The sequence below is a fragment of the Hymenobacter segetis genome, assembly GCF_054776495.1.
Genome location: NZ_BAAHBV010000001.1, coordinates 1,765,346 through 1,790,672, shown reverse-complemented (window position 1 = coordinate 1,790,672; position 25,327 = coordinate 1,765,346). Strand labels below are relative to the sequence as shown.

At 62.3% G+C, this 25,327-nt stretch carries 13 protein-coding genes; 7 read left to right on the top strand and 6 right to left on the bottom strand.

What is annotated here, in order from left to right; translation table 11 throughout:
- Positions 1 to 96: 96 nt before the first annotated feature.
- Positions 97 to 2,688, bottom strand: a complete 2,592-nt coding sequence (locus ACYU70_RS07475; RefSeq protein WP_342298437.1) for a cellulase family glycosylhydrolase — start codon at positions 2,686 to 2,688, stop codon at positions 97 to 99.
- 300 nt (positions 2,689 to 2,988) lie between these two features.
- Between ACYU70_RS07475 and galK the strand changes: the two genes are divergently transcribed.
- From galK to ACYU70_RS07450, 5 genes are all read left to right on the top strand, one after another.
- On the top strand, positions 2,989 to 4,155 hold the full coding sequence (gene galK, locus ACYU70_RS07470; RefSeq protein ID WP_342298435.1) for a galactokinase: 1,167 nt from the start codon (positions 2,989 to 2,991) through the stop codon (positions 4,153 to 4,155).
- Between the two features lie 151 nt (positions 4,156 to 4,306).
- The gene (locus ACYU70_RS07465) at positions 4,307 to 5,359 is read left to right on the top strand and encodes a UDP-glucose--hexose-1-phosphate uridylyltransferase (RefSeq protein ID WP_342298433.1); all 1,053 of its coding nucleotides are present in this window, start codon (positions 4,307 to 4,309) and stop codon (positions 5,357 to 5,359) included.
- Positions 5,360 to 5,466: 107 nt separating this feature from the next.
- Positions 5,467 to 6,492 carry a LacI family DNA-binding transcriptional regulator gene (locus ACYU70_RS07460; protein WP_342298431.1) on the top strand — a complete coding sequence of 342 codons (1,026 nt, stop codon included), beginning with the start codon at positions 5,467 to 5,469 and terminating at the stop codon, positions 6,490 to 6,492.
- Positions 6,493 to 6,518: 26 nt separating this feature from the next.
- Positions 6,519 to 7,247 (top strand): 3'-5' exonuclease, encoded by a 729-nt coding sequence (locus tag ACYU70_RS07455; RefSeq protein WP_342298429.1) that lies wholly within the window; start codon positions 6,519 to 6,521, stop codon positions 7,245 to 7,247.
- 165 nt (positions 7,248 to 7,412) lie between these two features.
- On the top strand, positions 7,413 to 9,326 hold the full coding sequence (locus ACYU70_RS07450; protein WP_342298427.1) for a DUF294 nucleotidyltransferase-like domain-containing protein: 1,914 nt from the start codon (positions 7,413 to 7,415) through the stop codon (positions 9,324 to 9,326).
- Positions 9,327 to 9,431: 105 nt separating this feature from the next.
- Here the strand turns inward: ACYU70_RS07450 and ACYU70_RS07445 are convergent, their stop codons facing one another.
- A complete protein-coding gene (locus ACYU70_RS07445) occupies positions 9,432 to 12,728 on the bottom strand; it encodes a T9SS type A sorting domain-containing protein (protein WP_342298425.1) in 3,297 nt (1,098 codons plus the stop codon).
- A 304-nt stretch (positions 12,729 to 13,032) separates the two neighbouring features.
- On the opposite strand from ACYU70_RS07445, the gene ACYU70_RS07440 reads away from it, so the two are divergent.
- Positions 13,033 to 15,771: an MGH1-like glycoside hydrolase domain-containing protein gene (locus ACYU70_RS07440; protein ID WP_342298423.1), complete on the top strand. Its 2,739-nt coding sequence runs from the start codon at positions 13,033 to 13,035 to the stop codon at positions 15,769 to 15,771.
- 107 nt (positions 15,772 to 15,878) lie between these two features.
- A complete protein-coding gene (locus ACYU70_RS07435) occupies positions 15,879 to 16,487 on the top strand; it encodes an efflux RND transporter periplasmic adaptor subunit (RefSeq protein WP_342298422.1) in 609 nt (202 codons plus the stop codon).
- Here ACYU70_RS07435 and bglX read toward each other — a convergent pair.
- From bglX to ACYU70_RS07415, 4 genes are all read right to left on the bottom strand, one after another.
- Positions 16,484 to 18,790: a beta-glucosidase BglX gene (gene bglX / locus ACYU70_RS07430; protein ID WP_342298419.1), complete on the bottom strand. Its 2,307-nt coding sequence runs from the start codon at positions 18,788 to 18,790 to the stop codon at positions 16,484 to 16,486. The genes ACYU70_RS07435 and bglX overlap by 4 nt on opposite strands.
- Positions 18,791 to 18,856: 66 nt before the next feature.
- Positions 18,857 to 20,221, bottom strand: coding sequence for a glucoamylase family protein (locus ACYU70_RS07425; RefSeq protein WP_342298417.1), 1,365 nt, complete (start codon positions 20,219 to 20,221; stop codon positions 18,857 to 18,859).
- A gap of 155 nt (positions 20,222 to 20,376) precedes the next feature.
- The gene (locus ACYU70_RS07420) at positions 20,377 to 21,909 is read right to left on the bottom strand and encodes a RagB/SusD family nutrient uptake outer membrane protein (RefSeq protein WP_342298415.1); all 1,533 of its coding nucleotides are present in this window, start codon (positions 21,907 to 21,909) and stop codon (positions 20,377 to 20,379) included.
- A gap of 9 nt (positions 21,910 to 21,918) precedes the next feature.
- Positions 21,919 to 25,260: a TonB-dependent receptor gene (locus tag ACYU70_RS07415; protein WP_342298412.1), complete on the bottom strand. Its 3,342-nt coding sequence runs from the start codon at positions 25,258 to 25,260 to the stop codon at positions 21,919 to 21,921.
- Positions 25,261 to 25,327 lie beyond the last annotated feature (67 nt).

Genomic DNA, 25,327 nt, shown 5'->3' with positions numbered 1-25,327 from the left:
TAGGAAAAATATTTACTCAAAGTATTCTGTATCAAAAAGTGTATTGAAGTTCACACTGCGAACACTGCGGGAAAGCGAAATTGGGTATAAAGCCCGCTATTGCAGCGAAATCGACTCCACATCCACACTGAGCGGACTGCCTGTGACAGTGGCCGCCTCCCAAGTCAGGTGCAGCATTTCGGCTTCCGAAATTTTCAGGCTACCCGCGCCGGGAGCCTGGTAGTGCAGGGGCAGGAAGCCGGGGTAGGGCCGGGGCATCAGCAGCAGCGCCGCCGGCCGGAAGGCACTGAGCGGCAGACGGATTTCCCGCACTTCCGCGCCCAGCGCCAGCGGCGCGGCGTAGGCCACGGCATCTTTCGTGGTCAGAGTGAGGCTGATTTTGGCATCGGGCTGGCTGCTACGCGCCCGCACCACCACTTCCTTAAAGCCGGCCAAATCGGTGGCGTGCCCGGCCAGCTTATCGCCGAAAAATGCTCGCAGGCTGGCCGCCGGGCCGGTGGCTTGGGCGGGTTGGTTGGGCCGGGGCGGGCCTTGCACGAGGCGAAGGGCCAGGGTGCCGTCGGGCAGGGTGACATAGTCGGTCCAGGTCATTGGGGCTAGGCCGTGGGCTTCGATGCGCTCCTGGTCGCGGCTGGCCTGGAAGAGGGGTAGCGGCGCGCCGGCCGCCACAATGGGCACTTCGTAATGCTCGGCGTGGGCAAAGTCCCAGTCGCGCGGCTGGCCGCTGAAGCCGCCGGGGAAGGTGAGGGTTTGCCCGCCCTTTTTCACCACCAGCCAGTAGCGGAGCTGGCCGGGATAGAGCAACTCGGCCGGCACGGTAGCTTCCAGTGCCGCGTAGCTGCGGGTGGTCATGGGCAGGGTGCGCGTCTGGCCGTAGTAGTGCTGGGCCACGAGAAACACGCTGTCCGTGGGCGCGAGGCCGCTGATGGTGGCACTGATGCGGAGGGGCTGGCCGGCGGCAGCCTGGGCCGGCGCGGTGTGCCGTACCTGCGGGCCTAAGTCGGTAGGTTTTGGGGCCACGAACTCACCCAATTTGATGTATTTGAAAGCCGTTTGGGCCGTGAAAGCGGCCGTGGATTTGCCGGACGCGGCCAGCAGGTACACGCCGGGGCGCACGGTAGCGCGGCCATCGGCGGCCTGGGTTTGGGTAGTGTTGCCTTCATTCAGGCCTTTGATAGAAAAGCTGCGGCCGAGCTCACTCAGCGACACTTGTAGCGGCTGGTCGTTCCACGAAATCTGCGTCACCGGCTTGCTCAGCGAGGCTTTCTCGAATGGGTCGCGGATGGCTACGGCATCGGGCAATACTTCTAAGCGCCACACGCCGGGGGCCAGCTTATCCAGAAAATATGCGCCGGTGCCGCCGTAGCTCACGGCCGGCGAGGAACCCACGCCCGCCAGGTGCTGCAACTTGGCCGGCTGCCGGGGCGCGGTGTTGGTGTTGGCAGTGTAATAGAATTCCTCGGGCGAGTTCAGTTCGCTCAGTCCCAGCCGGTAGCTGATGTGGAAATTGCCAAACACCGAGTCCTGCGGGTATCGCCCAAACGACTGCCCGCGCCCCACGCTCCGAAACGCCTTGCCCGCGATGAGCAGGCTTATTGCTTTGGCCGGCGTGTAAGCTAGATTCAAATAATGGGTCTGATACTCGGTGTTGGCGTAAGCAATGGCCAACGGGTCATAGGCAAACTGGGTGGCCCACTGAAAACCAGCCTCGCGGAAGCTACGGGCCATAAACGGGTACATCACCGGCTGAATAATATCGGCCGACTCGAACTCGTACACCATCTTCGCCTTGCTCAAAAAGCGTGCATCTGTGCGGTACGGAATGGGATACTGGTCCACGTAGGGCAGGAAATTGCCGCGCAGCGTGTGGTTGCTCACCAGGCCCTGTGGGTACCACTGATAGGTCAGACCATCGACTTTGGCGTTGAGGATGGCCTGGTACACGTCGGGGTTTTCCGATACGTTGTAGAACACCGGTTTGCGGCAGCCTGTGGCCCGGATGGCGGCGGCCATGCGGTCAGCGAAGCTGGTCACCTGCGCCTCGGGCTGGTGGTAGCGCGGCTCGTTGCACACCTCAAAGGCCAGAATATCCGGGTCTTCGCGGTTGAGGTTTTTGGTGTAGGGGTTGCGGTGGTTGAGAAACTGCGTCAGGTACCGCTCCTGGGCCGCGATGGCGCGCGGGTTGGTGTAGGCCTCGCTTTTGGAATAGATGCTGGAAAAGCCGGTACCGCTGTCTTTCTCGGGGTAGCCGTTGTTCCAATAGGCAATGGGCGTGAGGATGAGCTTGATGCCGCGCTGCTTTAGCTCATTCACCAGAAAATCGAACAAGCGCAGGTGCTCATTTTCAAGCAGATTGCCGGTAGTGTCCGTGACTTCCACGTCCCAGACGTGCACCCGAAACGCATCCACGCCCAGCCGCGAGAGGTGGTACACGTCCTGCCGGATGGCCTGCTCCAGGTTCACGCCCAGCTTCTGGTGCGCCCGGTAGGAGTAGGCGAACGGTGCAGTGTAGTTCACGCCAAACAGGGCCACTTCCTGCTGGGTTTTCTGCCAGCGCAATACGCCTTTTTTATCCACAAAAACGTCGCCCGAAGGCTCTCTGGCGGCCTTTTGAGCGCAAGCAGTTGAAGTAATGAAAGTCGAAAAAAAGAAGCTGAGCAACAGCAGAAATGAATAGCGTAAGGGCATACTTATAGAACCGGAAAAGCGAAATGGATAGGGATGAAACGGCGGCTGTCGAAATCAGGTCATCGTTTATCTAAATTCCGATTGTGAGCTGCTGCATACCGCCACGGTTTGTTGTCACAGCCAGCGTAATTAGCGAAATCTGAATGTTAATTTTAAGACAAACGATTGCGCAAATGTAACTCTTCTGCCGTACTTTTCGGCCCGCAAATGCGATGGATTGGCCACCCGGCCCAAAGTTGCGTAGTGTCGTAGCGCCGTTTGCGTTTGGTTTCCGCCCGGTTATTTCCTCCCTGATTTTCTATGCCCACTCCGCTCATCCAGGCCGTTCAGGCTGATTTTCAACAACGCTTTGGCTATGCGCCGCTGCTGGTGCGCGCGCCCGGCCGTGTCAACCTCATCGGCGAGCACACCGACTACAACGCCGGTTTCGTGCTGCCGGCCGCCGTGGATAAGGAAATGAGCTTCGCCGTGGGCCTGAACGGCACCGAGAAAATCCGCCTCGTAGCCCATGATTTGGGCGAGGATTTTGAGCTGGCCAATGCGGCCGAAATAAGCCCCAGCGCCACGCATTGGGCCAATTATTTGCTGGGCGTGGCAGCCCAGTTCCAGCTGCGCGGCCACGCCGTGCCGGGCTTCGACTGCGTGTTTGCCGGCACAGTGCCCATGGGCGCGGGCATGTCGTCGTCGGCCGCCGTGGAATGTGGTTTGGCCTTCGCGCTCAATCATTTCCTCGGCACCAACCTCGATAAAATGGAGCTGGCCCGCATCGCGCAGCTGGCCGAGCACACCTACGCCGGCGTGCAGTGCGGCATCATGGACCAGTTTGCCAGCCTGTTTGGGCGCGATGGCCATGTGGTGCGCCTCGACTGCCGCTCACTTGATTACGAGTATTTCCCCTTCGATACCACGGCCTGCCGCATCGTGCTCTGCAACTCGGGCGTGAAGCATAGCCTGGCCAGCTCGGCCTACAACACCCGCCGCCAGGAATGCGAGCGTGGCGTGTCGGTGCTCCAGCAGCATTACCCCCACATCGCGGCCTTGCGCGATGCCACGCTGGCCCAGCTCGAAGCCCACCGCGACGAGCTCGGCCCCACGGTGTTCCGTCGCTGCGCCTACGTGGTGCAGGAAAATACCCGCGTAGTAGAGGCCTGCCGCCACCTCGAAGCCGGCGACCTGGCTGCCTTCGGCAAAGAGATGTACGCCAGCCACGCCGGCCTGCGCGACGACTACGAAGTAAGCTGCGTGGAGCTCGACGTACTGGTGGAAGCGGCCCAGAAAGTGCCCGGCGTGTTCGGCTCGCGCATGATGGGCGGCGGTTTCGGCGGCTGCACCATCAACTTGGTGGCTCCTGATAAGGTGGAGCAGTTCATTGCCAGCGTGAACGCGGCTTATCAGGAGAAGTTCGATATGAAGCTGGAAACCTACCAGACCACGATTGTGGGCGGGGTAGGGGCGGTGGCTGTTTGAACGATGTAGAGACGCAATATTTTGCGTCTCGTCGTTGAACGACCCGCGTTGAACGGCCGGAACCGCGCCGTTCTCACAAACAATTAAACAACATCAGCAACGACGAGACGCAAAATGTTGTGTCTCTACAATCGTTCAAACGCCTGTTCTCATGTCCTCCACTTTCGATTCCACCGAACACCCGCACCGCCGTTTCAATGCCCTTTCGGGCGAGTGGGTGCTGGTGTCGCCGCACCGCTCCAAACGCCCCTGGCAGGGCCAGCAGGAAGAAACCGAGCAGGACCAGCGCCCCGCCTACGACCCCACCTGCTACCTCTGCCCCGGCAACGTGCGCGTGGGCGGCGAGGTGAACCCGCAATACACCGACACCTTCGTTTTCAACAACGATTTTGGCGCGCTGACCCCCGACGTGCCCACCGGCGGCATCAACGAAGGCGGGCTGCTGCGGGCCGAGGCCGAGTCGGGCGTGTGCCGCGTCATCTGCTTCTCGCCGCGCCACGATTTGACGTTGCCGCAGATGACCACACCCGCCATCCGCAATGTCGTGGACCTTTGGGTGGAGGAATTTACGACCCTCGGAGCGCGGCCGGATATCAACTACGTGCAGATTTTCGAGAACAAGGGCCCGATGATGGGCTGCTCGAACCCGCACCCGCATGGCCAGATTTGGGCGCAGCGCACCGTGCCCGGCGAGCCCGCCAAGGAAACGGTGCAGCAGCTGGCCTATTTCCAAGAGTACGGCCGTACCCTGCTGAGCGACTACCTGAAAATCGAACTGGAGCAAAAGGAGCGGGTGGTCATCGAAAACGAGCATTTTGTGGTGCTGGTGCCCTTCTGGGCGGTGTGGCCGTTCGAAACCATCGTCATCGCCCGCCGCCCGGTGCAGGACGTGACCCAGCTCACGCCCGACGAGCGCGACGCGCTGGCCGACATTCTGCGCCGCCTCACCATCCGCTACGACAACCTGTTTAGCATCTCGTTCCCGTACTCGGCCGGCCTGCACCAGCGGCCTACTGATGGCCAGGAACACCCGGAATGGCACCTGCACATGCACTTTTTCCCGCCGCTGCTGCGCTCGGCCACGGTGCGCAAGTTCATGGTGGGCTACGAGATGCTGGGCGACCCGCAGCGCGACATCACGCCCGAATTTAGCGCCGGGCGGCTGCGCGAGCAGTCGGAAGTTCACTACAAGGCAGCGCAGTAGCCCTGCTACCGCCGGGAATAATAATTGCGGCCAACGTTCCGCGCTTCATCGCTGTTATGGGAGCGGTAGGTTACATTTAGCCCCGCACTCACTAATTTATTTCCGCTTTGGCTCAAAAACGCGCCTCTATTTCGGACATTGCCAAGGAGCTCAACCTGGCCGTTTCTACTGTTTCGCGGGCGCTGAGCGGCCATTCGCGCATCAGCGAAGCCACTCGCAAGCGCGTGTGGAAACTGGCCGAACAGCTTAATTATCAGCCCAATCACCTGGCGGCCGCCCTGCGCAAGGGGCGCAGCAATACGCTGGGCGTCATCGTGCCGCACATTGATGGTCACTTCTTCTCGCAGGTGATGAAGGGCGCTGAAGCCGTGGCCAACCGTGCCGGCTTCAACGTACTGCTGTGCCAGTCGAACGAGGACTACGGCCAGGAACAGAAGAACGTGGACACAATGATTAACGCGCAGGTCGACGGCATCATGGTGTCGGTGGCCCGTACCACGCACGATTACAAGCACTTCGACAAGATTAAGAAGCGCGATATTCCGCTGGTGTTCTTCGACCGCATTCTGGACAGCCCGGAGGTGAATGCCGTGGAGCTCGACGATTTCCAGGGCGGCTACCAGTCTACCAAGCATTTGCTGGAGCAGGGCTGCCGTCGCATTGCCCACTTCGGCGGGCCGCAGCACCTTAACATTTACATCAACCGCTTCGGTGGCTACCGGCAGGCTTTGCAGGAGTACGGCATTCCGATTGAGGAAGAGTTGGTGCTGTTCAGCGAGATGTGGGAGGCCGACGGCCGCGCCGGCATGGAGCAGTTGCTGGCTCTGCCCAGGCCGCCCGAGGCCGTTTTCTCGGCCAGCGACTTTTCCATTGTGGGGGCCATGCGCGTACTCAAGGAGCGCAAGCTGCGCATCCCCGAGGACATTGCGCTTTCTGGTTTCAGCAACGAAAGCTTCACCTCTCTCACCGAGCCCAACCTGACGTCGGTGGACCAGTGCTGCGAGGAAATGGGCCTGGCCGCTATGCGCCTGCTGCTGGAAATGGTGCAGGAGCACGAGCAGGCCCCGCGCAAAATTGTGATTCAGCCCCGGCTGATAAAGCGGGAGTCGTCGCTCTGGCACCAGCAGCCCTAACAAACGCCGCGCCCGGCTCCCGGCCCGTGAAGGACTACCTGCTGTTCGTCGATACCGAAACCACGGGCATTCCGCGCGACTGGACGCAGCCATACACCAGCCGCGACAACTGGCCGCACATCGTGCAGCTGGCCTGGGTGGTGTGCACGCCCGATGGCCAGGAAGTGAAGGCCGAAAACCACTACATCCGCCCCAACGACTACGACATGAGCCCGGAGTCGGGCAAAATCCATGGCCTCACGGCGGAGTTTTTGCAAGCCAACGGCCGCTCGCGCCACGCCGTGATGCAACGTCTGCAGCGCGACCTGCTGCACTATAAGCCCAGGGTTGTGGCCCACTTCATGCAGCTCGATTTCCACATGTTGGGCGTGGGTTTCCATCGGGCTGGCCTGAAAAACCCGCTGCCGGAGCTACCGCAGTTTTGTACCATGCGGGCCACGGGGCCACTGCTGCGCCACAGCACCCAGGGTTTTTTGCGGCTGGGCGAATTACACGAGCGCCTGTTTCAGGAGCCGTTATTGCGCGAACATGATGCCTTAGTGGACGCCCGTGCCACGGCCCGCTGCTACTTCCGAATGCGGGAGCAGGGCGTGATTACTGATGAAATTATTGCTCAGCAGGTGCCCATCGGGCTGCCCACGCCGCAGGCCCGACTGGCGCGCCGTCGGCGACGTAAGCTCCGCATCGGTGTGGCCCCGTGGCTGTTGCTGGCTGCCGTGGCGCTGGTGCTGCTGTCGGTGTTTTTACTGATGTGAAAGATTTAAGGAACGTCATGCAGAGCGTAGCGAAGCATCTTTACCGTGATACTAATCCTATCGATTGGTACACTACGCGGTAAAGATGCTTCGCTGCGCTCTGCATGACGGGCTGATTTTGCTGACTACCAACTAATGCCTGTTAACCCTTCGACACCCTGCCCCATGAGCGAAAAACTCGATTTCCTCCGCACCGTGAAGCCCTTTGACCGGCTGCCCGAAGACGTGCTGGCCGAAGTGGCCGAGGGCCTGGAAGAAGTGCGCCACCCCCGCGAGGGTGTTATCTACTACCAGGACGAGACGAAGCTGCGGGGCCTCGACATCATCGTGGAGGGCGAATACGAGACGTTTTTCTACGACAGCCAGCAGAACCGGCGCGTGGTGGAGCTCACCCGGCGCGGCGAGTGCTACGGCGGTATTTCACTGCTGCTCAATAAGAAGAAGTCGCTGCGCACGGTGGTGGCCAAGCGCCATACCCGTGTATACTTCCTGCATCGGCGTGAGTTTCTGGCGCTGTGCCAGGGCTACGAGAGCTTCTTCCACTTCTTCACCACGCGCTACGGGCAGCGGATGCTGAACGAGGAATACGCCCATTTTGTGCGGCCCGCTACCAGCTCCGGCTCCAGCTATCTGGCTTCGGACCAGCTGTTCTCGCGCCGCATCGAGACGCTGGAGCTGCGCCCGCTCGACGTATGCGCCGCCTACACGCCCATCCACGAAGTGGCCCGGCGCATGGCCGCCGCCCGCACCAGCTGCTACTTCATCACCAATGCCGATGTGGACGGCCACATCATTGGCTACGTGACGGATATCACGCTGCGCGACAAGGTGGTAGCTGCCTGCGCCGATGCCAACCTGCCCGTCGAAACCATCGTGGATGCGCCGGTGGTCAGCATCAGTTCGCGGGCGTTTGTGTATGAGGCTATTTTGTTGATGTTCAGAACGAAGACGCGCTATCTGCTGGTCGAAACCGATGGCGAGTACGTGGGCTTCCTGAGCCGCAACAAGCTGCTGACCGACGACCAGGCGCAGTCGCCGTTCATCTTCATTCAGTCGGTGAAGCAGGCGCAGGCGGTGCCCGAGCTAAAGCGCCGCTGGGAGCAGGTGCCGGAAATGGTATATCAGCTCCTGAATCGCGGCGTGAAACCCGAAATCGTGAATCAGGTTATCACCACGGTGTCGGATGCTATTGCGTTGAAGCTGATTGAGGGCGCCATTGCCGAGCTGGGGCCGCCGCCGGCCAAGTTCGTGTACATGGTGCTGGGCAGCGAGGGCCGCAAGGAGCAAACCCTGCTCACGGACCAGGACAATGCCATTATCTACGAGGACAAGGCCAACGAGCAGCGCGAATTAGTGCGCGACTACTTCCTGAAATTTGCCGAAATGGTGAGCGACCAGCTCAACGAAATCGGCTTCAGCTACTGCGAAGGGGGCTTCATGGCCAAAAACCCGAAGTGGACGCACTCGCTCTCGCACTGGAAGCGCAACTACGTGGCGTGGATGACCGACTCGAACCCCGAAACCGGCATGCAGTTCGCCGCCTCGTTCGACTGCCGCTACATCTACGGCGACCCCGCCATCATGGACGAGTTGCACGATTTCCTGGCCGTGGAGCTGCAAAAGCCGGTGGAGCGCTTCTTCCACCACATGGCCGTAAATGCGCTGCAATACGAGCCGCCACTCACGTTTTTCAACAACATCCGCACCTTTGCCCACGGCGCGCACAAGGTGTTCAACCTGAAGAAAACCATGTCGCCCATCGTCGATTTGGTGCGGATGTACGCCCTCAAGCACCGCATTTTCGCCACCAATACCGGCGAGCGGCTGGAGGCGCTCAAGGCCCTTGGCATCTTCACCGAGCGCGAGGCCCACGAGCTGCTGCAATCCTACTACTACCTCATGGGTGTGCGCCTGAAAAAGCAGGCCGCCCAGATTATCAACGACAACGTGACGCCCGATAATTACCTCGACCCGAAGACGCTGACGAAGGTGGAGCAGGTGACGCTGAAGGAGATTTTCAAGGTCATTGCCGATTTTCAGCTGAAGATTAAGGTGGGTTTCACGAAGTCGTTAGGGTAGTGACAAATTGCTTTCCGAATCTTGCAGGAAACAGGCCGATATCGCCACAAAAAAAGGTCCTGACCATTTTGGTCAGGACCTTTTTAATAATTAAAACCGATGTACTTAGTCTTTAACTACGCGGCGGGTATCGAGGCTGCCGGCGGTTTTCACGCGCAGCAGGTACACGCCTGAGGTCAGCTGGGTCAGATTGACGGCCTGTGTGGCGGTGCTGGCTGAGGCCGGAACCGTGGCAGTGAAAACCACCTGGCCTAGGGCATTAAGCACCGTCAGCTCGGCGGCAGCGCGGTAGCCGGTGAGCTCCACGCGGAAGTTGCCATCCGGAGTAGGGTTGGGGTACACGCTGAGCGAGCTGCCGGCCAACGGTTTCAGGCTGGAAGTAACCACCAGCGGAGCCGAAGGCAGCGAGATGCAGCCGTTGGCGTTGGTGGTCTGCACGGTGTAGGGGCCGAACTGGGCCGGCGTACCATTCACCACGTAGGTCTGGCTGGTAGCGCCGGGAATCAGCCCATTATTGAGGTACCACTGGTTGCCGGTAGCCGCGCTCGAGGTCAGCGTAGTGGTCGAACCGTTATACTGGACCGAGAGCGTAGGCGTGGCGGGCCGGGCGTTGATGGTAACCGTGGCGGTGGCTGAGGTAGCCGCGCAGCCGCTGGCAGCGGCCACGGTGTTGGTGACGGTGTAAGTGCCGGGCGTACTGGTGCCTACGGCAATGGCTCCCGTGGTGGCGTTAATGTTCAGGCCGCTTGCGGAGGAGAACGTACCCGCCGTGCTGCTGGCCGGCACCACGGCCGTTGCATTGCCGCCCGATACGCAATAAGCGGCGTTGGCGTAAGCAAACGTAGCCACCGGCGCGGCCGTGATGGTCACCGAAGCCGTAGCCGACGACGGGCAACTGCCCCCCACGCTGTACGTCACGGTGTAGGTGCCGGGCGTGCTGGTAGCCGGGTTTATGGTGCCCGTGGTAAAGTTCAGATTGAGGCCGGTGGGGGCGGAGAAGGTGCCGCCGGCCGTGCCCGTTACCGTGGGCGTGGGGGCGGGGCCGCTCTGGCAGTAGGTCGGGCCTGCGTAGGCGAATGTGGCCGTAGTGGCCGGGTTCACCGTCACGGCAACCGGGGTAGCGGCGGCGGCCGAGCAGCCGGCCGCGTTGGTGGCTGTCACGCCATACGAGCCGCTGGCCGAAACCGTGATGCTGGCCGTGGTAGCGCCGGTGCTCCAGCGGTAGCTGCTGCCACCGTTGGCCGTGAGCGTAACCGTTCCGCCCACGCAAAACGTGGTGGCCCCGCTGGCCGTGATGCTTGCCACGGGCGCGGCATTGATAACCACCTGGGCCGTGGCCGTGGCGGCCGCACAGCCACCCGCGGCGGCAATGGTGTTGGTAACGGTGTAGGTGCCGGCCTGGCTGCCAGTCAGAGTCACGATGCCGGTGCTGGCGTTGATGTTCAGCCCAGCCGGAGAAGCAGTGAAGGTGCCTGCCGCGGCGTTGGTGCCCAGGGTGGGAGCGGCCGTGGTGCCGGCATTGGCGCAGTAGGCTGCGGTGCCGTAGCTGAACGTAGCCACCGGCGGCCGGGCAATGGTAAGCTGGGCCGAAACCGTCGTCGGGCAGTTCACGATGTCGGCGTTGTAGCTCACGGTGTAGGTGCCGGGCGTGGACGTGGCCACGTTCACGCTGCCCGTAGCGGCGTCGATGCTCAGTCCGGTGCCCGCGCTGAAACTGCCGCCGGTGGGGCCGGTGACGCTGGGCGTGGGGTTGGTACCGGACTGGCAGTAGCTGGCCGCGCCATACGCCACGGCCACGGCCGTGGGGCAGTTGAAGGCGTAGGTTAGGGCCTGACGGCCTGGCAATAGGTTAAAATCAAGACCCGTGGACACGCCCAGGTTGGTGGCCCCATTGCCGGGGATGGCCGGAATCATGTCCGATGACAGGTAGTTGCCGTTGCCGTTGTTCTGCACCAGAAAGGCCTGGATGGTGGCATTAGCCAGCGTGGCCGGCACGCCCAGGGCGGCGCGGTCAATTTCCATTTCCCAGCCGTAGTTGCCGGGGTTGCCCGACAAAAAGCCCGTGGGCGAGTTGCGGTAGGCTATCAGCGCGCCATCGAACTGCGTGACGGCAGTAGAATTCAGCGTACTGGGTGCGCCGGCCGTTGAGAGGTTCGGGAGCGAATACTGGTCGACCACGCTGCCCGCGTAGCGTGCTACCTGTACCGTGTAGCCGGGCGTGCTGCCTTGCAGGGCCAGGCCGAGGTCAGTTTCCAGGTCCATTTTGGCTTTCATCTGCTCGAAGCTGGTGCCCGAGTTGGGATTGCCGCCCGGCAGGGCCGTGCCCCGGGGCACGCCTGTGAGGCCGGGCACGTTGAAGTAGAGCTGAAACGTGTTGCCGTTATTTTCCAGCGTGCCCACCACAAACAGGTAGAGCTTGGTGGCGGTATTGGCCATGTAGAGCTTGGTTAGGCCGTAGTCGCCGAAGCCCGCCGGGTGCGGGGTGGTGTACTCGCCCACCAACTGGTAGAGACCCTGGGTGCCGGTCCCGATTTCGTTGGCATCGAGGCGGCCGTCGATGGTAAGGGCATTGACGCGGATGGACTGCGTGCCGGCGATGGTGCCGAAGTTCGGGTCGGTGCCCAGTGGCGTGTTCAGTCCGGCCACCTGCGGAAACAAATCGGTGGTGAAGTCGCCCACGCTAGTAGTGAAGGCGCCAAAAAGGTCGAGCGGGGTGCCGCCCTGCGCCCCAATGGCAGTCAGCGGAATCTCCATTTCCCAACCCGTGGCGGTGTTGGCTGCAATGCTGGCGGTGTTGAAGTAGGCGAACTTCGCCCCGTTCAGGCCGCCGCTGGCCACGGCTAGCAGGCCGCCCTGGTTGGTGGCCGGGCCGAGGAAATTGTCCACGTTACGGCCGCCCACGGTGGCCGGGGTGGTGTAGTCGACGTAGCTGTAATACACGCTGTCGCGGTTGACGCCGGTGGCTGACGTGGTCAGGCGCAGCGCGTAGTCGGTTTCCTGGTCAAGGGTGGGCCGATGGTAGAGGGGCGACTCGATGCGCGAGCTGCCCGCCAGCCGCGTGCCAGCCGGCACACCCGTGCGGCCCGCCGCGTTCAGGTAGAGCACCAGCGAGCTGTAGTCGGTGGCCAGGGTGGGCGAGGCCACCATCATGATGTTGAGCGTGGTGGCGGTGCGGGCCACGTAGAGGCTTTTCAGGCCCCGGTCGGCCACCGAGTGGGGGCCGGTGTAGGAGCCCACCAGCTGGTATTTGCCCGGCCCGATTTCGCTGGCCGAAGCGCGGCCATCGACCACAAACTGCGCCTGCGCCGGCCCGGCCAGCAGTAGCGCCAGTAAGAAGGCCAGAATAGGCCGTAGGCGGCGCGTTGTTAGCATATTGAAGTACAGTGGTAGCAGCTGCATCATAAAAAACGACGTGGAAAAATGTGGTTGAAAAGGTGAAAAAACTTGGTTGATTATGGGATGGAATACAGAAAATTCCCGACAAAGGTCAGCCTTGAAACCCGGGCTTTCCAAGGGTTCAGAAAGTTCTTTTTGCCCACCCGGCTCTCGGCGGAGGGGCTGGCTCGCCCCGGATTTTGGCGGGTTCAGGGCGGCAGCATTGGCCCGCCAGCATTGCCTGTTCGCCGGCCTCTGCTCAGCCCGACCAGCGCGGACCAGCGACTCCGTAATTTGCGCGTTCCCGCCACTTTCGCCGCCCTGCTTCCCAATGAAACCCACCATCCTCGCCACCGGCTTCCTGCTCACCCTCGGCCTGCTCACCGCCTGCCAGACCACCAAGCCAACTGCCCCTACCACCGCAATTACACCCGCCGTGCAAACTCCCATCTGGCAATCCGAGGCCTATAGCCTCTACCGCGACCACGTGACGCAGGGTCCGCACGAGGCCCGCGCCCTCTCCGTCACCGAACTGGTGTCGAACTACGTGAGCCCGGCCAACGACCGGCAGAACCCGCGCGTCGAGTTCAAGTTCAGCATCAACGGCAAGGACAACGAGATGGCACCCGGCCTCAACCACCTGCTGGTGGCCGTGCCCCGGCCCGGCGGCGGGGCCATCGAAACGCCGCCCATCGTGTTCGGGCAGCGCTACGTGGATGCTACGCCGGCTGCCGCCGATACTTACCTGGCCCCCAACACGCCGGTCCGCATCCGGCTGGATTTGCGGCCGGTGCTGGCGGCGTTTAAGAAGCAGGGCTTCTACACCACGTTCAAGGGGGAGAAGCTGTACCAGCAGGATTTCAAGCACGTCTACATTGCCGGGGGCACCGCGCCGCTGAGCTGGGATTTCGACAACCTGACCAACAAGACGGAGCTGGAAATGAAGGACCCGGACGGCGACGGCATCTACGAAGCCACGCTGACCCTGAACCAGCCTACCGCCGCCAAAACCACCGCCGCGAGCTGGAAAAAGACCATCAACACCGACGATTTTCCACAATACGCCTCCGACTACCCCCTCGCCGATGCCCTCTACAACCTGGCCCTGGAGGAAGCCCGCCGCGCCGTGGAGCCGGACAGCACCTTCCGCACCGGCAAGGAGTGGGCCGGCGTCTGGACCCGCGATGTGAGCTACAGCATCATCCTGGCGCAGGCCAGCTTGCAGCCGAAGGTGGCCATGAACAGCCTGCTGCGCAAGGTGAGCCCCACCGGCCGCATCATTCAGGACACCGGCACGGGCGGGGCCTACCCGTGCTCGACGGACCGCATTATCTGGGCCACGGCGGCCTGGGAGGTGTACCAAGCCACCGGCGACGAGGCCTGGCTGCGCAAGGTGTACCCCATCATCAAGCAAAGCATTGCCGACGATGTGCAGAACGCCTACGACCCCGCCACCGGCCTGGTGCGCGGCGAGTCGTCGTTCCTGGACTGGCGCGAGCAGACCTACCCGCGCTGGATGCAGCCCGTGGACATTTACCAGAGTGAAAACCTGGGCACCAACGCCGTGCACTACCAGGCCAACATCGTGCTGGCCCGCATGGCCGCCCGCCTCGGCGACCCCGGCACCGCCGCGCAGCACCAGCGCCAGGCCGCCGGCATCAAAGCTGCCATCAACCAGCACCTCTGGCAGGCCGATAAGGGCTACTACGGCCAGTTCCTCTACGGCCGCACTTCGCTGATTCTCTCCCCGAAAGCCGAAGCATTGGGCGAGGCCCTGTGCGTTCTCTTCGGCATTGCCGAGGGCGAGCGGGCGCGGGAGGTGGTAGCACGCACCCCCACCGTGCCCTTCGGCGTGCCGTGCATTTATCCCCAGATTCCGGGCATCCCGCCGTACCATAACGATGCCGTGTGGCCCTTTGTGCAGAGCTTCTGGGCGCTGGCGGCGGCGCAGGTTGGCAACGAAGCGTCGCTCACCGAGAGCATGGCGGCCATCTACCGGCCGGCGGCGTTGTTTCTGACCAACAAAGAGAATTTCGTGGCCCGCACCGGCGACTACGCGGGCACCCAAATCAACTCCAGCAACATGCTCTGGAGCCTGTCCGGCAGCCTGAGCCTGGTGTATAAGGTGCTGTTTGGGCTGCGGTACGAGGATGAGCGGCTGGTGTTCCGGCCCTTCGTGGCGCAGGCGTTTGCGGGGGCGCGGCGGCTCACCGGCTTTAAGTACCGCCGGGCCGTGCTCGATGTGGAGATGACGGGTTTCGGCAACGTCCTCAAAAGCATTACGCTCGATGGCCAGCCGCTGGCCGATGCCGCCATTCCGGCCAGCCTCAGCGGGCGACACGCGGTTAAAATCGTGCTCCGCAGCGAGGCCACGGCCACGCAGCCCGTGAACCGCGTGGCCGATGACTTTTCACCGGAGACCGCCGTGGTGACTTTTGCTAACGGTGGGCTGCGCTGGGCAGCGCAGCCTAATATTCGGGCCTACCAGATACTGCGCGACGGCCAGCCGCTGGGCCGCACCACCGAGCCGAAATTTGCCCTGCCCGATGCCAACGGGAACAGCGAATACCAAGTAATTGCGGTGAGTACCGCCGGCTTCGAGTCCTTCGCCAGCGAGCCACTAGCCGTTGGCCCCGGCCTGTTCACCCACCAGGTACAGCTTGAAACCATTGCCCCCAAAGCCACCCAGCCCTACAAAGGCTACTCCGGCAAGGGCTTCGTCGAAATCTCAACCACCAAAAATCCGTCCCTCACCATCCCCGTCACCGTGTCGGAAAGCGGCGTGTACGTCCTCGATTTCCGCTACGCCAACGGCAACGGCCCCATCAACACCAATAACCAGTGCGCCATCCGCACGCTACGGCGCGGGGGCGAGCTGCTGGGTACCGTGGTGCTGCCCCAGCGCGGCGTGGCCGAGTGGAGCAACTGGGGGTTCTCGAACCCCATTCTCGTGCGCCTCGAAAAAGGCACCATCGCCCTCACTCTGGCCTATGAGCCCGCCAACCAGAACATGAACGGCACTGTGAACCAGGCCATGCTGGACTACCTGCGCCTGCGCCGGGTGGAGTAGCGGGAACTGGCGCAACATTCTTGCCGTGGCTAGCTGCTCAGTGGCTTTTGCCGTATGCTGACCAACCGAGCCGGAGCGCCGGCCGGCGAATTCTGTTATTCTGTTTTATGAAAAAACCACTCCTTATTGGCTTGGCCTTGTTGTTAATTATCGGGGCCGTGGTAGGCCGCCGCTGGTGGTGGAAATCCACCGACGAAGTAGCCGCCCTGGCCGCCGGCCCCGCGCCCGCCGCCATCGTGCCCGATTCGACGGTTATTGTGCTCACGGGCCGCGTGGGGGCCGGCGGCACCGAGCCGGTGCTGGCCCGCAAGCGCGGCCGCATCCGCAGCGTGTACTTCAGCCCCGGCGAGTACATGCGCCGCGGGGCCGTAATGGCCAAGCTGGCCGATTACAACTTCGTGACGGCCCCGCACGATGGTTTCCTGGGCGAGCGGCAGGTGACCGTGGGCGAGTACGTGACGCCTACCACCGTGGTCAGCACCATCTCGAAGCAGGGCTACCTGGTGGTGCCGGTGGGCATCAGGGCCAAAAAAGCCGCCCACGTCCAGCCCGGCGATTCGGTGCGGGTGTGGGCCACCAGCCGCCCCACCCGCGTGGTAACCGGCGTGGCCGCGCCCGCCACCGACACCACCGGCGGCATCACCCTCGAAATCCGGCTGCCCTCACGGTCCCCGCTGCGCCTGGGCGAAGTGGCCAGCGTGCAGCTGAAACGCTAGTTGGCCGCCAGCTTGAAGGTCGCCGTTTGCACGTCGCGCGAGTTGCCGCCCACCATCACCTGGAAATCCCCGGGCTCGGCCACGAATTTCAGGTCGTTGTTGTAGAACTTCAGCGCGTCGGGGGCGAGGCGGAAGGTGAGGGTTTTGCTCTCACCTTTTTTCAGCATCACTTTCTGGAAACCTTTCAGTTCTGAAACCGGACGCGAGATGGAGCCCACCAGGTCGCGGATGTAGAGCTGGGCCACTTCTTCGCCGTCCAGCGGTCCGGTGTTCTGCACGGTCACGCTCACGGTCAGGGTTTCGGCGGGGCCGATGGTGGCTTTGCTCACGGTGGGCTTGCCGTAGGTGAAGCTGGTGTAGCTCAGGCCGAAGCCGAAGGGGTAGAGCGGGTCGTTGGGCGCGTCGAGGTAGCGCGACTTGTACTTGTCGAGCTTCACGCCGCCGTAGGGCCGGCCGGTGTTTTTATGGTTGTAGTAGATGGGTTCCTGGCCCACGGTCACGGGGAAAGTGGCCGTGATTTTGCCGCTCGGGTTGTAGTCGCCAAACAACACGTCGGCAATGGCATTGCCGGCCTGCGTGCCCGCAAACCACGTTTCGAGGATGGCGTCGGCGTTCTGGTTTTCCCAGGGCAGGGCCAGCGGGCGGCCGTTCATCAGCACCAGCACCAGCGGCTTGCCAGTGGCTTTCAGGGCCTTCAGCAAAGCCAGCTGCTGGCCGGGCAGGCCGATGTCGGCGCGGGCGGCAGCCTCGCCGGTCATGCCCTGGCTTTCGCCCACCACGGCCACCACTACATCGGCGCTTTGGGCCACCTGCACGGCTTCTTTTATCATGTCTTCGGAACTGCGTTTGTCCAGCTCCAACTCGCCGCCGTGGGCTTGCAGGCGGTCGAGCATCTGCTGGTCGTCGGCGATGTTAGCGCCCTTGGCGTAGGTGATTTTGAGGCCGGGCGCGGCGGCGCGCAGGCCCTGCTCCACGGATACGGCCTGGTGCCAGTCGCCGGCCCCGCTCCAGCTGCCGATGACGTCACGCTGCCGGTTGGCCAGCGGGCCGATGAGGGCGATGCTGCCGGTTTTCTTCAGCGGCAGGGCGCTACGCTCGTTCTTCAGCAGCACCATGCTGCGGCGGGCAATGTCGCGGGCGGCGGCGATGAACTCGGGTTTCATCAGGGTGCTGGTGGCGCGCTCGGCGCTCACCTTGCGGTAGGGGTCGGTGAAGAGGCCGAGCTTGTACTTGGCTTCCAGAATGCGGCGGCAGGCGGCATCAAGCTGGGCCTTGCTCACGGCTCCGGACTGGATGTTTTTGGCCGTGTATTTCAGGAATTCCTCGCCCACCATGTCCTGGTCGATACCCGCGTTCAGGGCCAGGGCAGCTACTTGCTCGGCGTTGCCCATGCCGTGCTCAACCAGCTCGGGGATGGCCGTGTAGTCCGTCGCCACGAAGCCCTGGAAGCCCCACTGCTTGCGTAGCAGGTCGGTCATCAGCCACTTGTTGGCGGTGGCGGGCGTGCCGTTCACGTCATTAAAGGAAGACATGACGGAGCCCACGCCGGCGTCCACCGCGGCTTTGTAGGGCGGCAGGTACTCGTTGTACATGCGCTGCTTGCTCATGTCGGTGGTGTTGTATTCGCGGCCGGCCTCCGCGGCTCCGTAGAGGGCAAAGTGCTTGAGGCAGGCCATGACGCTGGTGGGGTTGGTCAGGTCGTTGTTTGGGCCCTGGTAGCCGCGCACCATGGCTTCGGCAATGCGCGAGCCGAGGTAGGGGTCTTCGCCGGCGCCTTCCGAAATGCGACCCCAGCGGGCATCGCGGGCAATGTCCACCATCGGCGAAAACACCCAATCCAGCCCATCAGCCGAGGCTTCCTCGGCCGCGATGCGGGCACTCTGCTCAATGGCCTTCAAATCCCAGCTCGCCGACAGGCCCAGCGCAATCGGGAAAATGGTGCGGTGCCCGTGAATTACATCATACCCAAACATGAGCGGAATGTGCAGCCGCGACTCCTTCAAGGCCATTTCCTGGAGCTTGCGCACGGCAATTGGCGTGTAGGTATTGAACACGCCGCCCACCAGCCCCTTGCGGATGTTGGCGTCCACGTCCTTGCTCACCACTGGCCCGGTCACATCAAACCCCACGGACACGAGGTTGAGCTGGCCGATTTTCTCTTCCTGGGTCATTTTCGCCATCAGGCCGTCGATGTACTGCTTCATCTTCTGGTCGGAAGTGGCAGCGGCGGGCGCGGGCTTTTTCTGGGCGTGGGCGGTGGGAGCCAGGGCTAGGGCAAGGAGGAGCAGGGGGAAGCGTTTCATGCGAAAGAGAAGTGTGAAGGGTGTTCTTAGCAGTATGAGCGTGACGTTCTAGGAGGATTCAAAAAGCTACTTTTTCAGCGCTGGGCTTTCAAAACCCAGCTTGCTCAAGCCTCGCTGCACGTCGGGCGAGCTCATAAATAGCTTCCACAGAAGGCCGGTCCGATAGTTCTCAATCATGCCCACAATCGGGCCTTGGTCAATGGCCAGGTAGGATTTGGCCTGCCAGTTGTGCTCTTCGCTGAAGCCGTCGACAAAGCCGTATTCGCCCCAGATTTTATCGCCGAGGTCAAAATAAAAATGCTTCAACGCCTTCATGGATTGCTCGGGCGTGTAGGGGAAGGCCGAGAGCGCGGCGGTGGGCGAAATCACGCTCAAATCTTCCTTGGGGTTGTGGGCGGCGTAGCCCTGGTAGCTGTCCGAGGCGGTGAGGCCCCAGGTGTTGGGGCCGTAGCCTTTGAAGTGCTTGGGGTTTTCGACGCAGTACTGGTAGTTGATGAGCGTGTGGTTCTGGTTTTGCTGCCAGTAGTCGGCATATTGGTCCTTGAGGCCGTGCGGGTTCAGGCCCAAAAAGGAGTAGTGCGTGAAGAACAGCGGGCCGCCAAAATCCGGCCCCAGCGGCAGCTTAATGCCGTAGTATTCCTTACCGTTTTTGAACTCCGGCCCCACGGCCCAGCCCTGGTCATACACGGGCTTGTCGATGGCGTATTTGGGCGAGGATGCGGCCAGCACGTAGGTTATCAGGCACTCGTTCCAGCCGTGAATCTGGTGGTTCATGCTCCAGCCGTTGTTGGGGCTCCAGTGCCAGTAGAGAACGTTTTGGCCGCCCTGGGTTTGCCAGTTCCACTCCACATTCTCCCACATCCAGAGAATATGGTTGCGCAGGTCGCGCTCCACGCCGCTTTCGCCGGTGAAGTACTGACGGGCGCATATCAGGCCTTCCATCAGGAAAGACGTCTCCACGATGTCGCCGCCATCATCCTTCGCCCCAAAGCGGATGACCTTGCCCGTTTCCCCGTTCAGCCAGTGCGGAAATACGCCGTGGAACTGGTCGGCCTTTTCCAGGAAGCGCACCATTTTGTAGATGCGCGTAGCGGCTTGCTCGCGGGTAATCCACTTGCGGTCGGCGGCCACCACAATGGCCATGATGCCGAAGCCGGTGCCGCCGGTGGTCACCACTTCGTTGCCGTAGTCGTAGGCCACGTTGCTGCGCTCGCGCGCCATACCGGAAACGGGGTGGCCGAAATCCCAGAAATAGCGGAAGGTTTGCTTCTGCACCATGTCCAGCAGCTGGTCGTCGGTGAGGTTGCGGGGGCGCTGGCGCGGGTCGAACTTGGCAGCGGGGGCGGCAGGCTTTTTGGGCGAGGGCTTTTGCTGGGCGTGGAGGACGCCGGGCAGCAGAAGCAGCGCGAGGAGCAAGGGTTTTGCGTTCATTCGTTTGGTTTTGAACGTCATAAATAACAGAACGTCATGCTGAGCGCAGCCGAAGCATCTCTACCGCTTCGTTGTGGTAGCGTTGATTACTGCTGCGGTAGAGATGCTTCGGCTGCGCTCAGCATGACCATTCTTTTTAATTCCGTGGCTACGGCCTAGTATCCCGGGTTCTGCGTCAACAGGCCGCCGCTCAGGTCAATCTGGGGCTGTGGAATGGGAAACAGCTCGTGCTTGCCTTTCACAAACGTCTTGCCCTGGGCTGCGAAAATGGGCACGATGCGGCCCGGCGTCACGCTTTCCTGGCGCACAAGGTCGAAGAACCGGTCGTGCTCCAGGGCCAGCTCCACGCGGCGCTCTTTCCAGATGTTGGCCACCGTGGGGGCCGTGGGCGCGAGGCCGGCGCGGCTGCGCACGGCGTCGAGGTCGGACTGGGCCGCGCCGGCGTTGCCGAGCTGGGCCGCCGCTTCGGCGTGGATGAGCAGGATTTCGGCGTAGCGCAGCACCCGGATATTCTTAGGCAGGTAGTCGTTGTTGCCGCAGTTGGCCTCTTTGGTACGGCTGTGGTAGGCTTTGTAGCTGTAGCGCGAGTTCTCCACCGAGTCCTGGCCCGGCACGCGGAAGCCGTCCCAGAGCACGGTGGGGCCTTTGGGCTTGATGAAAATGATGCTGCCGTTCTTGCGCACGTCGTTAGGCTCGTAGGCATTTGCCAGGTCGGTGGTAGGATTATTGAAGCCGAAGCCCAGGTCGGCCCAGCCGCGCAGGCCGCCCGCGCGCGGCCCCTGGCTCACGGTATACAGGTTTACGGCCGAATTGTCGCAGGAGGCATTGGTGCCGGCCTGCACCTCAAAAATGGACTCCACGCTATTGGCCCCGGCCGTGCGCCAGATGTCGGCGTAGGGCCGGAACAGGCCGTAGGTGCCCGAGCGGCCTTTCACGATTTCTTCGGTCAGGTCGAAGGCTTTCTGGTAGTTCTTCTGGTAGAGGTACACCTTGGCCAGCAGGCCCTGAGCGGCGGCTTTGGTGGCGCGGCCGGTTTCGGTAGCACCCTTCAAGGGCAGGTTATCGACGGCAAATTGCAGGTCGCTGATAATGAAGGCGTAGATATCGGCTGCCGAAGCGCGCTGCTGGAGCTGGGGGCTGCCGATTTCGGAGGCCGTCGGCACCCGGTCAAGCTTGGGCACGCCGCCAAACAGGCGCACCATGTTGAAGTAAAAGTAGCCGCGCAGGAAGCGCACCTGGCCCAGCAGGTTGTTCTTGGTGGCATCAGGCACGGTGGTGAGGGCAATTTTATCCAGCGCCTGGTTGGCGCGCGAAATGCCCTGGTAGTAGCCCGTCCAGGCGTTGTTGACGGTGCCGTTGCTGGGCGTCAGCGTGAAGTTGTCAATCGTGAGGGCGTCGTTGTAGTCGGTCGGGGTGCTGCCCTTGTCGGCATCGTCCGAGGCAATGTCGGTGAGGATGACGAACTGCAGCCCGTGAATATCCGGCCCGAAACCGCCCAGGTACATGGTATTATACACGCCATCGACGAGCTTTTGGGCAATGCCCGGGTCGTTGCGGATGGCGTCTTCGCTGAGCTGCCCCTGGGGCGCTACGTCGAGGAAGCCGTTGCAGCCGCTGGCCAGGGCCAGGGTGAGCGCCAGCGCGGCCGTGCCGGCGCGGCGGGGAAAGGCGGAGAAATTAGGTTTCATCGGCGTAGCTTATTTGAAGTTGACGTTCAGCCCCAGGGTCACGGTGCGGCTGGTGGGGTAGGTGTTGAGTTCGATGCCCGAGTCGAGCGGCCCGCCGGCCAGCTCCGGCGTGAAGCCGGTATACTTGGTGGCCGTGAACACGTTTTGGGCGGCCGCGAACACGCGCACCGAAGTCAAGTGGGCCTTTTCGAGGGCTGTGCCGGGCACGGTGTAGCCCAGCACCAGGTTGGTGAGGCGCAGGAAGGAGCCCGATTCGAGGAAATACGTCGAGTTGGGCATGCTGGGCGTGAGGGCGCGGGGGTTGGAGTTGGACGGGTTCGCCGTCGTCCAGCGGTCGGCCGCGAAGCTGGCTTCCACGTTGTTGGTGGCCTGGCTGACGGCCTGCTTTTTGGCGTTGTACACCTTGTTATTCAGGTTGCCCGAAAACACGAAGGAGAAGTCCACGTTGCGGAAATTCAGCCCGCCGTTGATGCCGAAATACACCGGTGGCTGGTACGAGCCGAAGTAGCTGCGGTCTTTGGCATCAATCACGCCATCGCCGTTGGTGTCGGCGTATTTGAGGTCGCCGGGGATTGTGATGCCGTTGGGGCCGGTGCCGTAGATTGATTTGGGCGAGCTTTTGATTTCGTCGGCGGTCTGGTACACGCCAATGACATCGAGCAGGAAGAAGCTGCCGGCGGCCACGCCATTGTCCGATTTGGTCACGTCGTTCGGCCCGCCGGGCAGGGCCTGGCCGCCGTTGAGGTTGGCAATGCGGTTTTTGTTGAAGGTCACGTTTGCGCCGATGTTGTAGGTCCAGTCGGTGCTGGTGCCAATGGCGGCGCGCCAGTTCAGGGCCGCCTCCACCCCTCGGTTGGTGATGGTGGCTGCGTTGGTGATGAGTTGGTTATCAGGGTCGCCAAAAAAGCCCGGGATTTTGATGGGAATCAGCGCGTCGGTGGTGCGCTTGTCGTAGTAGGTCACCTCGCCGGTCAGGCGGTTATCCAGGAAGCCGAATTCCAGGGCCGCGTCGTATTCCGTGGTGGTTTCCCAGCGCAGGTTCCGGTCCTTGATTTGGGTGATGGTGTTGCCCAGCACGGGCTGGCCGTTGAACACGTAGGGAATGTTGGCGTTGGCCGTGAGGATGTAGGAGCTGGCCGGAATCTGGTCGTTGCCAAGCTGGCCGTAGCTGGCGCGCAGCTTCAGGAAGCTCAGGGTCTTGTTTTCCTTCAAAAAACTCTCCTCCGAAATCACCCAGCCCAAACCCAGCGACGGAAAAAAGCCGTTGCGCCGGTCCGAATTAAACTTCGACGTAGCGTCGTGACGCAGGTTGGTAGTCAGCAGGTAACGTCCCTTGTAGGCGTAGTTGATACGGCCCAGGAAGGAGATGCGGCGGTCTTTCGAGGGCAGGCCGGGGTCGGGGTTGTTGGGGTCCACGGCGTTGTTCACGGCCGACGTCGGGTCGCCGGTATTCAGGTACCACTGGTTGGGGTCGGCGGGCACGTCCTTGCGCGAGCCCGAGAGCGGCGTGGTCATGCCTTCCTCGGTCACGGTGCCGGCCAGCACGGTCAGGTTGTGGTCCTCATGAAAAGTGCGCTGGAAGGTGGCCGTGTTTTCCCAGAGGTAGCGGTAGCCGTTGAGCTGGCTCACGCCCAGGTTGCTGCGCAGGTTTTGCTGGCCGCCGCCCGCCGCCAAGAAGGTGCTGTTGTCGTTGCGGTACTGGTAGTCGTAGGTGCGGCTGTTGTTGGAAATCAAGTCTACGTTAATGGCCGAGCGCAGCGTGAGCCACTCTACGGGCCGCACATCAATGCCAATGTTGCCCTGCAAGCGGTTGTCGAGGGCTTTGTTGTCGTTTTTCTCGATGTCGAGCACCGGGTTGCCCACGTTGCCGAAGGCCGAGGTATTACCGTACAAGCCATCCACTTTGGCCGGAATCACCGGGGCGGCGCGGTAGGCGTTGTTGTAGGCCGTGCCCAGGTTCACCGACCGCGTATCGGCGTGGCTGAACGAGGCCTGCGAGCTGATGGTCACCGCGTCCGAAAGCCGGAACGAGGTGTTGGAGCGCACCGTCAGGCGCTGGAACTTGTTGTTGATGACCGTGCCATCGTCCTGCAACAGGTTGCCCGAGAAGTAGTATTTCACGTTGTCCGTCGCGCCCGACACAGCCAGGTTGTGGTTCTGGTAAGTGCCGCGCTTCAGAATTTCGTCGTACCAGTTAGTCGAGGCCCCGTAGTTGGGCAGCACCGTGGTGGGCGAGGTGTCCTTGATGTAGCTCGTGTACTGGCCGGCATCGGCCATTTTCACCAGATGCGCCGCCTGCTTGAAGCCGGCCGTGCCGCTGTAGCTCAGCACGGGCTTGCCCAGCTTGCCTTGCTTCGTGGTCACGATGATAACGCCGTTGGCCCCGCGCACGCCGTAAATAGCGGCCGCCGAAGCATCTTTCAGCACGTCAATCGAGGCAATGTCGGCATTGCTCAGGTTGCGGATGTCGGTAGTTTGCACGCCGTCCACCACGTACAGTGGCTCGGCCCCGCCCAGCAGCGTGCCCGTACCCCGAATGCGCACTTTGGGTTGGGCGTTGGGCGTGCCGTCGCTGATGATTTGCACGCCGGCCACCTTGCCTTGCAGGGCTTGGGTGGCCGTTTGCACGGGCTGGTTCACCACTTCGGCTCCGTCCACGCGGGCCACGGCTCCGGTCAGGTCCTGCCGGCGCTGGGTGCCGTAACCGACGACGACCACTTCGCTCAGGGACTTGGTATCGGGCACCAGCGCCACGTTGATGGTCGTCTGACTACCTACCACCACTTCCTGGGCCGTATATCCCACGAAGCTGAATACCAGCGTAGAGCCATCGGGCACAGCCAGCGTAAACTTGCCGTCCATATCGGTCTGGGTGCCATTGGTGCCACCCTTGATGACGACGTTCACGCCGGGTAGGCCCGCGCCTTTCTCGTCCACCACGCGGCCCGTTACGGTCGCATCGGCCCGCGTGGCTTCCGTAGTAGCCGCCAGTGCCGGCCGTAGAATAATGCCGTCGTCAATCACCTTGTAGCTGATTTTCAGCGGCTCCAGTAGCTGGTTCAGCAATTGAGCCAGGGGCTGCCCCACGGCATCAACCGACACCCGCCGGCTGGCCCCGATGAGCTGCCGACTGTACTGAAAATGCACGTTGGCCTGCGTCTCAATCTTGCTGAGCACGGTGGCCATGCGCTCGCCGCGGGCCTGCAGCGTAATGGGCTGCTCCATTAGGGGCTGCCCCGCCGAGGCCTGCGCCGGGCCAACATTCGCAAGCAGGCACAGCGCCAGCCCGGGCACCAGCGCAAAGCGCTGGCAGCGCCTCAGCAGCGGTGGGAATTGTAAGGGAGTGGACATAAGGTGAATTGTTTTGGTGGGAATTATTGAATGATTATCCGGCTGCGGTCAGCACAAGCTGTTGTAT

Coding starts and splice junctions, on each gene's coding strand:
- ACYU70_RS07435 (WP_342298422.1), top strand. CDS start 15,879: ATGAAAAAACCACTCCTTATTGGCTTGGCCTTGTTGTTAATTATCGGG.
- ACYU70_RS07465 (WP_342298433.1), top strand. CDS start 4,307: ATGTCCTCCACTTTCGATTCCACCGAACACCCGCACCGCCGTTTCAAT.
- ACYU70_RS07475 (WP_342298437.1), bottom strand. CDS start 2,688: ATGCCCTTACGCTATTCATTTCTGCTGTTGCTCAGCTTCTTTTTTTCG.
- ACYU70_RS07445 (WP_342298425.1), bottom strand. CDS start 12,728: ATGATGCAGCTGCTACCACTGTACTTCAATATGCTAACAACGCGCCGC.
- ACYU70_RS07425 (WP_342298417.1), bottom strand. CDS start 20,221: ATGAACGCAAAACCCTTGCTCCTCGCGCTGCTTCTGCTGCCCGGCGTC.
- ACYU70_RS07450 (WP_342298427.1), top strand. CDS start 7,413: ATGAGCGAAAAACTCGATTTCCTCCGCACCGTGAAGCCCTTTGACCGG.
- bglX (WP_342298419.1), bottom strand. CDS start 18,790: ATGAAACGCTTCCCCCTGCTCCTCCTTGCCCTAGCCCTGGCTCCCACC.
- ACYU70_RS07440 (WP_342298423.1), top strand. CDS start 13,033: ATGAAACCCACCATCCTCGCCACCGGCTTCCTGCTCACCCTCGGCCTG.
- ACYU70_RS07415 (WP_342298412.1), bottom strand. CDS start 25,260: ATGTCCACTCCCTTACAATTCCCACCGCTGCTGAGGCGCTGCCAGCGC.
- galK (WP_342298435.1), top strand. CDS start 2,989: ATGCCCACTCCGCTCATCCAGGCCGTTCAGGCTGATTTTCAACAACGC.
- ACYU70_RS07420 (WP_342298415.1), bottom strand. CDS start 21,909: ATGAAACCTAATTTCTCCGCCTTTCCCCGCCGCGCCGGCACGGCCGCG.